We start from the raw sequence: 11,880 nt of genomic DNA on the forward strand, positions 1-11,880 counted from the left end.
GCAGAGAACTTTGCAAACCATCGACAACCCGTTCGGCACGAGGTTGTCACCCATGTCTTAGGTACAATCTGTTACCTATGTCTCCGGTATGGACAGGAGGGTGGCTTTGCAGTTGAAAGGATACGAACCTGCGACCCGGTCATTTACTTCGTCAGCGAAATCGATTTGTAATCGCTCCACAGTTCGATGGTTGTGAGGGAACCGCGTTTTCAGATCAGGTTACCCGATTAGATACACTTTGATCCAATCCACTGCACAACACCCCGCTCCTTCACCGCGAATTATGACCGTCAGCTCGTGGATTGGACCATGGAGTGCGTGTGGTTATCGTGCAATACGATGGAATGCCTGAACCGTAGATTCCCGAGGTCCTATGTCTGAACTCGATTGGTTGAGCCAGCTGCTGCAAATTATTACGGTGACAGGCCAACTCGAAGTGCGCTGTGCGTACGGCGCGCCATGGCGCGTTGCCTGGAACCGGGCTGCCGCGAACGAAATCCCGTACCATGTTATCGTCAGCGGCCGAGCGATATTTGAAGATCCGCAGGCAAGAACAAGGCGGGAGTTGACGAGCGGCGACATCGTGCTGTTACCACACGGTGCGGCACATGTGCTGCACGATGGTAGCGGGCAGCTGCCGGCCCCAACTCGGCAGCGGCAGGGTGCTGCCGGTTGGATGTTGAGCCAGAACGACAGCAACGGCGAGCAACTCGATCTGTTGTGTGGCCGATTCTTCATCGCCCCGCCTCATGATCGACTGATCCGTAACTACCTGCCCCTGAATCTCGTGGCGCGGACCTCGGATGGCCCCCGCGAAGACGGTGTCGCGTTCGCAACTGGTCAACTCTCGAGTCTGGTGGGGCTGATGCGCATGGAAGCGGCCGGCGACCGCGCGGGAGGACGCGCCGTCCTCAATGCACTGTCTTCGGCTCTTTTCACGCTGGTTTTGCGCGCCGCCAGCGAATCCGCAACGGCTCCCGAGGGTTTGTTGGCGTTGGCCGGCCACCCGCGATTGGCGCCGGCAATCAGCGCCATGCTCGCCGATCCGGCCAAGCCCTGGAAACTACCCGATCTTGCGGACCTATGCGGCATGTCGCGCGCCACGTTCATGCGGCACTTCCAGGACAGGCTCGGGTGCTCCGCCCTCGATTTGTTGACTGATCTGCGCATGAGTCTGGCAGCCAATGAGCTCAGGAAGCCGGCGATCAGTACCGAGGCAATCGCCGAAATGGTCGGCTATCAATCCGTTTCGGCATTCCGGCGCGTGTTCGCCGAGAAGATAGGGATGACGCCAGGGGAATGGCGCAGGCTGGCGCAGACCGGCGGGAAAACTGCGAGTTAGTGTTTGCCATAAGGTTTGATCCTTTTGAGCATAATATTGAGGCTATTCAGTCTCGATAATATCATCCACGTTCGTAAAATCGGCTCCGTAATCACTTGATGAGGGAGCCACCCAATGAACTACATCAGCAACACAGCCTCCGAAACTGCGTCGAATGCGGTCATCGAAACAATCCTCAGCCGCAGCGCCGCCAAATATTTCGACACCAACGCCGTATTGAGCGACGATCAGATCCGGGATCTGGTGCGCATCGGCACATCGGCGCCGACGTCGTTCCACCTGCAGAACTGGCGGTTTATCGCCGTCCGCACACCTGAAGCCAAGGCCCGGCTCCATCCGATCGCCTGGAAGCAGCCCGCGATCCTGGACGCCGCGGTAACCTTTGTCATCATCGGCCAATTGGCGGATGCCAGTACCGTTCCCGCCCGTCTGGCGCCGGTCGTGGAAGCCGGTATCATGCCGGCTCACCTGGTGCCGGAATGGGAAGCGCCCGCCCGCAGCCTCTATGACAATCAGCCTCAGCGGCAACGTGACGAGGCGGTGCGCTCCGCCACCTTCGGTACGGCAGCGATCATCTATGCGGCCCGCTCGCTCGGCCTCGGTTCCACGCCGATGATCGGCTTCGACGCCGAAGCCGTGCATCGCGAGTTCGGCCTCGCCGAAGATGAAATCCCGGTCATGCTCCTGACCGTCGGACCCGAGCGGTCCGGCAACTGGCCGCAGAAGCCACGCCTGCCCGTGGCAGACGTCCTGTCCTTCGCATAACCCCATCACAATCAATACTTATGGAGACTACCATGACCAGAACGACCGTTCTGACGCCGGAACAGGTGCCGGCTGCATCCAAAGAGACCCTCGATGCTTTCACCAGAAACATCGGGTTCACCCCAAACATGATGGCGGCCTTTGCGCAAAGCCCGATCGCCTTCAACGCATGGGCTGCCCTGCTTGGGTCGCTCAGCAAGACGCTTGACGTGAGGACACGAGACAGCATCGGCCTTGCTGTCTCAGAAGCGAATGGCTGCAACTACTGCCTCACGGTTCACAGCTTCACCGCCGAACATATGGCCAAGCTGCCAGGCGACGAGATCATTCTCGCTCGCAAGGGCCATGCGAATGACCCAAAGCGGGATGCGGCAGTGCAGTTCGCGCGAAAGGTTATCGAGACCCGAGGGAAAGTCAGCGATGATGATCTCAAGGCTGTCCGCGATGCCGGGTTTACCGACGCGAACATCATCGAGATCGTTGCCCTTGTGGCCATGTACACGCTGACGAACCTGTTCAACAACGTCTTCGATCCGGACAAGGACTTTCCCGCCGTTGCCCCCGCGGGCGCGATCTGAGCTCCGCTTTCTCGCAACCTCATGAAGCTGTTGGATCAATCCCATGAACATTCTCCACATTGATAGCAGTCCGCGCCAACAATCCCATAGCCGGCAGCTTTCGGCCGCAATCGTCAAAAAGCTTCTTGAGCTTGCACCTGGCGCGGACATCATCCGACGTGACCTCGGCGCCGATCCCCTACCTCAGACCGAAGCCCTTTATGCCGCCGCGCTGGCGTCACGGGCTACTTTAGCCGCCCCACCGGCTGGGTCGCTCGACCTTTCCGAACAGCTTATGCGGGAGGTCGAAGCGGCGGATGCGGTCGTCATCGGAACGCCGATGCACAATCTGACCATTCCCTCTGTCCTCAAGGCTTGGATCGACCAGATCCTGCGCGTCGGCCGTACAATGAAATCAACGCCGGCCGGGAAAGTCGGAATGCTTTGGGACCGTCCGGTCTTTGTCGGTGTGGCTTCCGGCGGCTTCTTCACTGGAGAGCGTGCCAACCAGCCGGATTTTTTGACACCCTATCTGTCGGGCGCGCTCAGCTCCATCGGGCTGAAAAGCCAGCAGTTTCTCCCGCTTGAAGGAACTGCCTTCCTTGACTGGGAGCATGCGGCGAGGGCGAGAGACAAGGCGCTTGCGGCTCTGGACGTCACCGCCGTGGAGCGCGTGACCGAAATCAGCGCGAACGTCGGCTGGATGTATGCCGACCTCGCCTCGCCCCGGCAAGCATCGCCAAGCGCACACTGAGGACGGAAAGCTTCCAACGTTTGCACATCAACCCACCGGCGCAGCCGGACCATCAACATGAGGCTTCAGATGATTTTATCGACGCCTACGCTTCCCCAGATCGGCGACAGGATCACCGGCAACTCGGCACAACCCGAAGACGGCGCCATCCGCGAATGGCTGGGCTCAGATGCATACGATCAATGGACCGAACTGCGAACCTGGATCGACGCGTCCTACCCTGGAGTGTTCGCACCGGACTGGCTTTACGGCGGAAAGAACCGCGGTTGGTCCCTACGCTTCAAGAAGGTCAAGGCCCTCACGACATTAGTGCCCGAATTTCGGCGGTTTTCAGCCGTCGTCGTGATGGGCAAAGCGGAACGGGAGAAGTTTGACGAACGGCGTTATTTCTGGCGTCCGCAACTAGTGAAGGTCTACGATGACGCCAGAACCTACACCGACGGGAAATGGCTGACACTTGCCGTCTCTTCGAAAGAGCATCTGCAGGATGTGACAGAGCTCTTGGCGATGAAGCGTCCGCCACTGCCACGCTGAGTATCCCGGGCATCCTGAAACTGCGGCAAAAAACAGGTCCAGTAGCCCGCATACCTTCTTACACAGTGCCGCTCAGCAAACCGACACCAAGGGAACCGCTAAGGGCATTTACCATAACTAGCTACGGCAGATCGAATGGTCTTCCGCGCTGTATCACCGCAAAACATCAAAATATCTAAGGAGACGAATCGATGAAAGCGATCATAGCAACCGACGAAGCCGCCGGCACGGCTGGCATGACTCTGGCAGAACGGCCACAGCCGCAGGCGGCGATAAACGACGTCATCGTCGAGGTTCACGCATCGGGCTTCGTCCCGACCGAACTGACGTGGCCCTCGACTTGGACCGATCGCGTCGGCCGCAAGCGGATGCCTTCGATTCCCGGGCATGAGCTAGCCGGAGTGGTTACCGCTCTTGGCTATGGCACGACCGGCCTGTCGGTGGGACAGCGAGTGTTCGGCCTCGCGGACTGGTATCGCGACGGCACCCTGACAGAATATGTAGCGATCGAGGCACGAAACCTCTCGCCGCTCCCCGGCGACGTGGATTTCACTGCCGGTGCAAGCCTGCCAATCTCGGGTCTGACCGCATGGCAAGGTCTGTTTCAGCATGGCCGTCTTCAGGCAGGCCAGAGCGTTCTTGTGCATGGGGCCGCCGGTGCGGTCGGCTCGATCGTGACGCAGCTCGCCCGCGAATTCGGCGCCTATGTCATTGGGACCGGACGTGCTGCGGACCGTCAGAAGTCGCTCGAATTTGGCGCGAATGAATTCGTCGACCTCGCAAACGACACGCTGGAGGAGATCGGGAGCGTCGATCTCGTGTTTGACATGATCGGCGGCGAGATCCAGAAGCGGTCGGCGGGCCTGGTACGAGCCGGGGGAACGCTGGTATCCGTCGTGGGCCCGGTTGAAGCGCGCCCCGCCGATGGCTTGGCGATTGATTTCGTCGTCGAGTCTGATCGCGCTCAACTCGGCGAGATCGTTCAGCGGGTACGGGACGGACGCCTTCGGACGAACATCGGCAACATCTCAACACTCGATAATGCCGTCGCCGCATTCAACTCGACGGAGCGACGGACAGGCAAGACAATCATCCGCACACACGCATGAGAGACTTCGGGCATGAGATCGAGCCGATAGTTAGTTGGATCGGCCTACGGCCCGACTAATAACGGCCGGAGTTGCTCCGGTCGTTATTCAGCGATATGCCACCGGGTGCTCCCCGAAGCGATAACAAGATTTCGCAGTTGAAAGGATTTGAACGAGCGACCCGCCGTATTGGATCGAAGCTCCAATAGGAATGAGACTGAACGGTCGCTATGCCACGGCTGACGTTAAGTTTGGAAAATGCGGTGCCTTCCTGTGTGTGCAAGGCGAGATGTTCAGTTTCAGAGCGACTGAGGAGTTCAAAATGGCACGTATAAACGGTAGAATCGCGGCATTGATTTCTGTTGAGGCTTAAAGTTCAAGAGCAGCGACTTGAGCTCGATTTCGTGCGGGCTGCTTTGTCAGAGCCCGCTCAGTCGAGCTGCGCTGTCCTCGACTGTGCAAAGCAACAAATTTTACAGGATTTCTTAATTAGGTTTTTATCGGACCTCTGTTTAGCTGACGCAGCATTACAGAACGGTATAGTTCCGATATGATTCTACAACAGCGACATCCCTCCGCCATTATTTTTAAAGCCCTGCGGAGGGCCACGCTCGGCGCGCTATGCGCCGTGGCCGGTTCCGTTGGTCTTTTACTTATATTAGACCTATTGATGCCGGATCGACCATTTTTAGTGGGATTTGTCGGTGCAGCACTTATCTCCGCATTTGTGGCCTTTCCGCTGCTTTTTGCCTTGCAGCTCAAGAACGACGTCGTCCGCAAGATGCAGGAAAACGTCACCCATTCGGCGCGCTACGACAGCATGACGAAGACGCTGAACGGCACTGCCTTTGCGGCGGCCGTCGAGCACTTTATCGACCGGCGCAAGCATGTCGCCAGCGATGCCGGCGGCATCGTCATCGCCGTCATCGTTGATACGCTCGACGACATCGGCCGCCGCTACGGGCCGCAATGGGCCGACACCGTGATGCAATCGCTTGCTTCGATCATCCAGTCCTCGGTTCGTCGTGGCGATCTCGTGGCGCGGCTTGCGACCAACGAACTCGGCATCTTCCTGCCTGGCGCCACGGTCGAGAACGCCCGCGATATCGGCACCCGCATCCGCACGGGCGTCTCTGCGGCCACCTTCAGCGCCGACGGCGCGCCGCTTTCCGTCGCCATCCGCCTCGGCGGCAGCTCCTTCGACAGCCCGGCCGACTTCAACCAACTCCGCCAGCTCGCCGACCAAATGGCCTTCGAGTGCGGCGAGGAGAGCGACGACATCCCGATCAGGGCGCTGCCGGCCGCCTGAGGCTGGCGATCCTTACCGCCGCGACCCGCTTTTGATGCGACGTTAAAGCCAGCTGGGATCTCGGTTGCTCTTCTGGATCCGCCGAGGCTGATGAGATGTCGGTGTGGGGTCTCGTTAAACAGCCTTCATGATGGAAACCTCGATTACAACGCTCGCTGCCACATATCTACACATCGCGACGAGCAGCTTTCCCGACAAGGGCGACAATGGTTGTTTTCTTACGGCGCCCCTAGTTGCGCCTAACGCCAATCGAGATTGTCGCGCGACGATCTGGCTTTGGTTCCGCTTCAATGTCAGCCTGCGCGAAGTCGACCAATTGATGCTCGAACGCAGCGTTGTCGTTCCTTGCGAGACAATCGGCTGGTGTTGCAAAGGACGCAATCAAATACCAGGCAGTATTTTGCGGGCGCGCCTTCCGATAGCCCATCGAAAACTTCCAGAGGTGCATCTGTGATCGCTTGGCCGAGCGCGTTGCGGCTATCCAAGCTCTAATTGGGGGCAGAACCTGAGATGCCGTCACTCGACGTATAGCCTTGCAGTTGAATGGAACAGAACCGATGACCCGTAAATTAGTTGGTTTCTTCACGCAGTCGTTGGCAAGGGGTCGGTGCCCTCGCTCAGAATTGCGAGATACCGTCTATAGCTGAAAACGCGACCGCGCTTGCGACCCGTCACTTCCTCGATGATGCCGAAGCGCTCCAAGTCTGCCAGCGCAGCATTGACTGTGGGCGCGGATAGGCCTGTCTTCTGAACGAGCTGATTGGCAGTAAAGAACGGGTTTTGTTGAAAAAGGTCGTGAATACGAAGCGCTGAACCCGCTCGATCGCTTTCAGTCGTGATCCGCTCACGATCTTCTTTGAACACGTCGACAATCCGGGCGGTGGCGTCGAACGCCTGGTTAGCGGTGTCAGCAACGCCGGCGAGGAAGAAGTCGAGCCAAGCCTCCCAATTGCCTTGTTCACGAACTTCCTGGAGCAGCCGATAATATTCCGTCCTATGTGTCTTCAGATAGAGGCTAAGATAGAGCAGCGGCTTACGCACAATCCCGTTCATGCAAAGATAAAGGGTGACAAGGAGGCGACCTATACGCCCATTGCCATCCAAGAACGGGTGGATCGTTTCGAATTGGACGTGCAGAAGGCCGGCCTTGATGAGTGCGGGCAGTCGCGACCGATCTTCGTGCATGAAGTGCGTTCAGGCAGACGTCCATCTCCGTAACAGGCGGTGGCACGAAGAGTGCATTGCCCGGCCGCGTTCCGCCAATCCAGCTTTGTGAGCGGCGGAATTCTCCAGGATTCTTGCTGCCGCCCCGCCCACTTTGCAGCAATCGCGCATGCATTTCACGGATCAGTCGTAGCGACAGGGGCAAGGCTTCGAGCCGTTCCAGACCATACATCATGGCATCCACATAGTTGGAAACTTCACGGACGTCATCGATGGGTTGCCCCGCCTGCGCTTCGGTCTCAAAACGCAATAGGTCAGAGAGTGTCGACTGTGTTCCCTCGATCTGCGAGGATAAAACCGCTTCTTTCCTGACATACATATAAAGAAACAGCTCCTGGCGCGGGAGTAGCACTGTGCTGCCGTCCAGGCGTCCCAGTGCTCGCTCCGCCAAGCTGAGACGTTCCAACAGTGAAAGCACATCGATAGCGGGTCGGGGCGGCAATGGCGGTGGTGAACGCCCGCACCTTTTCGCCGGCGGCGGATGTTTCTACAAAGCGCCCGAGCCGCTGATTGAATTCAGAATCAGACATAGCCAGAGTATGCTTTTCGGTCGCTATTTAAGCAAGCGCGGCTTCGCTTAAATAAGCGAGGGGCTAAGGTAAGCGTCCTTAAATAAGCGCAGTTTTTTAGTCGCCGCTCTTGAACAGATGCGAACCTATGACTCGTCATCGTCTGGACCGAAGAATTGTCTTAAGTAGTTGAGAAGTTGTGCTGTTATGGTTGGAGATTGCAGCTTCCACCTTGTCAGGTTGCAAGGCGATCGCCGCGCTATCGCAATCAGTGCCTCTTTGCAAAAAAGCGGCATTATGGAGCAAGTGCCACAAGGCATCGACGTGCCCCTTGAAATTGTCACGGCGACAACAAGCGAATTGACTGCTTGGTCAATCAGCGGCTGTCTGGGAGCAAATGAACGGAGACCTTGATGTTGGTACAGATTTTCCAGGTAGACGCCTTCACGCGGCGGCGCTTTGGCGGCAATCCGGCTGCCGTGATGATCCTCGAAAGCTTCCTCGATGATGCGCGTCTGCAGGACATCGCCGCCGAGAATAATCTCGCAGAGACCGCATTCCTGGTTCGTGACGGCGCCGACTATCGTTTGCGTTGGTTCACGCCGACCGTTGAGGTGCCTCTATGCGGCCATGCAACGCTCGCAAGCGCTGCCGTGGTTCTTGAGCGGCTTGAGCCGGGTCGGGAGGTCGTAACCTTCCATTCCGCAAGCGGCCCGCTCGTCGTTTCCCGTTCGGGGGACAGCTATGTCATGGACTTTCCGGCTCGGCCCATGCTTGCCACTTCCACGCCCGAGGCGCTGACCGCCGCGATCGGGCAGAACCCGACCGAGACTTTGGTGGATCAGCATAACTATCTCGCGGTCCTGGAAACTGCCGAGCAGGTTCGGAAACTGGCCCCGGATCTCGGGGCAGTCACCCTACTTGGTCGGGCTGGCCTGATTGTCACCGCACCGGGCGACGATGGTTATGACTGCGTCAGCCGCTATTTCGCCCCCGCCAAAGGCATTCCTGAAGATCCGGTCACGGGCGGAGCGCATTGCGCGCTCACGCCCTACTGGGCGAGCCGCCTCGGCAAAACCAGCCTACGCGCATTCCAGGCCTCCGCGCGCGGTGGTGAGCTACGTTGCCGCACTTTCGGCGAGCGCGTCGAGCTTGAGGGTTCTTGCGTCTTCTACCTCGAAGGCCAGGCAGACATCTAAGGCTGGCATCCGGACCGCTAGTGTATTCAGCAGCGCCGACATAGTCGCGGCAGTATGGAGCCCTTCGCTTAGATATTGTGGCAATTGCTCCATAATGTCGCAAAAAAGGGTGCTGTGTTGATCATTGATTGCGGCGGAGAACCATGTCGCCATCGGTCTTTGCAGCAAGGATTTTACGATAGAGCTTCAGCGTATCGGATGATGCTCTGATTTTGCACGTTTTCAACCAATTCATCCGCACGCGATAAAAGCCGGCGAAGCAAGGGAGAGGAATTTGCTTCGCTGTATCCGAGAGTGAGATCGACCGTCGGAGGCACACCTTCCAGCGCTCTAGCGACAACGTTTGGTGCCAGCATATTTTGCGCATAAAGCGGGACGAGTGTAACTCCGCCCGTGGATGCGACGAGCGACATTGCCGACGATATGTTCTCGCCTTCGTATTTTGCCTTGAGCACGATCCCCGCACTTGATGCATAATCCTGAATCACAGCTTGCAATACCGGAGACGTTCTCGCCGAACTGACATAAATTTCGCGGGCAAGATCTTCCGGCCGAATCTTTTTGCGCGATGCCAAGCGATGGCTCGCCGGCAGCACGGCGAGCAGAGGCTCTTTCGCCAGCAATTTGAAAGATAAGCCTAAACTCTGTTTCTCGGGGCGAAGGAAGGCTAGGTCCAACCTCCCGCGCATTAACGCAAGAGCAAGCTCCGGAGAGGATAAACTACACAGCGTGACTTCGGTCTCCGGCGCTTCCTCGCGGATCATGCGCAATAGGTGAGGCAGCCACGTGACCTCCAGCCCAACCAGAAACCCCATAGCGAGTGTGGGCCTTTTCGGCTCCGCCGTCCGCCGGGCGCCTTCGATCGCAGCCTCGACTTGCAAAAGTGCCAGCCGAGCATGATCCAGAAAAACGCGCCCCGCATCCGTGAGCACAACGCCGCGCGCCTGCCGCTCTAATAGCTGAACACCGACTTCAGATTCGAGATCGCGAATCTGCCGGCTCAATGATGGCTGGGAGGTGTTCAGTCGCCGCTGGGCAGCCGTCAACAACCCGCCCTCCTCGGCAACAGCAACAAAATAGCGCAAATGCCTCAGTTCCATCAGCTCCTCGCTATACCTTTAAGGCATAGCTCGAACATACAAGGTATTTGTCATTGAAAAAAGGGCGATTTAGTTAACGTCGCGATTTGGGGATATAATCAAACGCGCCTCACCGGAGGTATTTCCCACTCAACTGTGTCCAATTGGAGAAGGAGCGACTCGATGCCTACGATCACTACCGCAGACGGCGTAAACATCTTCTATAAGGACTGGGGCTCGGGCCAGCCGATCGTATTCAGCCACGGCTGGCCGCTGTCGGCGGACGACTGGGACGCCCAGATGACCTTCTTCCTTCGACACGGCTATCGGGTAATCGCGCACGACCGGCGTGGGCACGGCCGGTCCGACCAGCCCGGCACGGGCAACGACATGGACCATTGGGTTGCCGACCTCGCGGCCCTGACCGAGTATCTCAACCTGCGCCACGCGGTCCACATCGGCCACTCGACAGGTGGCGGCGAAGTGGCTCGTTACGTCGCCCGCTATCAGGAACGCGTCGCGAAGGCGGTCCTGGTCGCTTCGCTGACGCCGAACATGTATCGGACCGAGAACAACCCCGCCGGTCAGCCACCGGAATGGTTCGAGGCGATCCGTGCAGGCGTGCTGGGCAACCGGGCAGAGTTCTTCCGTTTCGTTCCTGAGAACCCATTCTATGGCTACAATCTGGACGGGGCCAAGCCCTCGGAAGCAGTCATTGCGAACTGGTGGCGCCAGGGCATGGCCGGCGGCGCCTTGGCACATTATGCAACTGTCGACTCCTGGCTCGAAGATTATACTGAAGACCTCAAGAAGATCACCGTGCCGGTGCTGGTGATGCATGGCGAGGCCGATCAGGTCGTCCCTTTCGCAAGTTCCGTGCCGCGTGCGGTCGATCTGCTCAAGAACGGGTCGCTGAAAACCTACCCCGGCTACCCCCATGGCATGCTGACCACGCATGCGGATGTCCTCAACCCCGCTCTACTCTCGTTCATCAGATCTTGACGACATCGACCGGACCGCGGCCGTCATCCAACGTCGGACAGAGGATTTATCACCCGGCACCGCCGGGTGACAGCTGTTGATGCTGGTACGTGGAGCCTTTCCGAACCGTACTTCCGACATTTAGGAATTAAGAGCCGGGGATTCCCGTCGATTTAATGTCGGAGGGAACACCACCTTCAAAAGTGCCCGTCATAGGCTCGTTTATCGGCTTCCGGCCTTTAGGTAACCTCTGGCTGAGTTGACATCGTCTTCGAGTTTTTGGCGCTCAGCTCGATGACAGCTTTTGGGACACTAACCATAGTGTCTGAACGACTGAAATGGAGGCGCGAAGCAGTCGTCCCGCACTTGGCTGCAACGCGACTTTAAAGATCACGACTCACAGTCAACAAAATCGGATCCGTTGTTGTGAAGAGAGCTGAACCAAGATCGTGTCCCATGGAGTGGTGTAGCTTGATTTCATAGCCATCGGTGATTTCCGGTAGGGTCGGGTTGCTTAGAGCCAACCTGAGGGACACCAC

The 11,880-nt window shown here is 58.1% G+C and carries 11 protein-coding genes and 1 pseudogene; 10 read left to right on the top strand and 2 right to left on the bottom strand.

Annotation, left to right across the window (positions count from 1 at the left end):
• Positions 1-373 precede the first annotated feature (373 nt).
• The 8 genes from K290_RS0132490 (at position 374) to K290_RS37630 (ending at position 6,803) form a co-directional block, all read left to right on the top strand.
• On the top strand, positions 374-1,342 hold the full coding sequence (locus K290_RS0132490; RefSeq protein ID WP_028755339.1) for an AraC family transcriptional regulator: 969 nt from the start codon (positions 374-376) through the stop codon (positions 1,340-1,342).
• A gap of 114 nt (positions 1,343-1,456) precedes the next feature.
• Positions 1,457-2,107: a nitroreductase family protein gene (locus K290_RS0132495; protein ID WP_028755340.1), complete on the top strand. Its 651-nt coding sequence runs from the start codon at positions 1,457-1,459 to the stop codon at positions 2,105-2,107.
• Between the two features lie 32 nt (positions 2,108-2,139).
• Positions 2,140-2,685, top strand: coding sequence for a carboxymuconolactone decarboxylase family protein (locus K290_RS0132500; protein WP_028755341.1), 546 nt, complete (start codon positions 2,140-2,142; stop codon positions 2,683-2,685).
• A gap of 43 nt (positions 2,686-2,728) precedes the next feature.
• Complete coding sequence (locus K290_RS0132505; RefSeq protein ID WP_028755342.1) at positions 2,729-3,418, top strand: FMN-dependent NADH-azoreductase; 690 nt, start codon at positions 2,729-2,731, stop codon at positions 3,416-3,418.
• Between the two features lie 69 nt (positions 3,419-3,487).
• Positions 3,488-3,952, top strand: a complete 465-nt coding sequence (locus K290_RS0132510; RefSeq protein ID WP_028755343.1) for a DUF3788 domain-containing protein — start codon at positions 3,488-3,490, stop codon at positions 3,950-3,952.
• A gap of 191 nt (positions 3,953-4,143) precedes the next feature.
• Positions 4,144-5,061, top strand: a complete 918-nt coding sequence (locus K290_RS0132515; protein ID WP_028755344.1) for an NADP-dependent oxidoreductase — start codon at positions 4,144-4,146, stop codon at positions 5,059-5,061.
• A gap of 670 nt (positions 5,062-5,731) precedes the next feature.
• Positions 5,732-6,349, top strand: coding sequence for a GGDEF domain-containing protein (locus tag K290_RS0132525; RefSeq protein ID WP_245276723.1), 618 nt, complete (start codon positions 5,732-5,734; stop codon positions 6,347-6,349).
• Positions 6,350-6,476: 127 nt separating this feature from the next.
• On the top strand, positions 6,477-6,803 hold the full coding sequence (locus K290_RS37630; RefSeq protein WP_154668711.1) for a hypothetical protein: 327 nt from the start codon (positions 6,477-6,479) through the stop codon (positions 6,801-6,803).
• Positions 6,804-6,931: 128 nt separating this feature from the next.
• On the opposite strand, the pseudogene K290_RS39050 reads toward K290_RS37630, so the two are convergent.
• Positions 6,932-8,103 (bottom strand): annotated as a pseudogene (locus tag K290_RS39050) (Fic family protein).
• 392 nt (positions 8,104-8,495) lie between these two features.
• Here K290_RS39050 and K290_RS0132540 point away from each other — a divergent pair.
• Complete coding sequence (locus K290_RS0132540; RefSeq protein ID WP_028755347.1) at positions 8,496-9,281, top strand: PhzF family phenazine biosynthesis protein; 786 nt, start codon at positions 8,496-8,498, stop codon at positions 9,279-9,281.
• A gap of 173 nt (positions 9,282-9,454) precedes the next feature.
• Here the strand turns inward: K290_RS0132540 and K290_RS0132545 are convergent, their stop codons facing one another.
• Positions 9,455-10,381 (bottom strand): LysR family transcriptional regulator, encoded by a 927-nt coding sequence (locus K290_RS0132545; protein WP_028755348.1) that lies wholly within the window; start codon positions 10,379-10,381, stop codon positions 9,455-9,457.
• 162 nt (positions 10,382-10,543) lie between these two features.
• Between K290_RS0132545 and K290_RS0132550 the strand changes: the two genes are divergently transcribed.
• Positions 10,544-11,362, top strand: coding sequence for an alpha/beta fold hydrolase (locus tag K290_RS0132550; protein ID WP_028755349.1), 819 nt, complete (start codon positions 10,544-10,546; stop codon positions 11,360-11,362).
• Positions 11,363-11,880 lie beyond the last annotated feature (518 nt).

Source organism: Rhizobium leucaenae USDA 9039 (genome assembly GCF_000426285.1).
GTDB lineage: Bacteria > Pseudomonadota > Alphaproteobacteria > Rhizobiales > Rhizobiaceae > Rhizobium > Rhizobium leucaenae.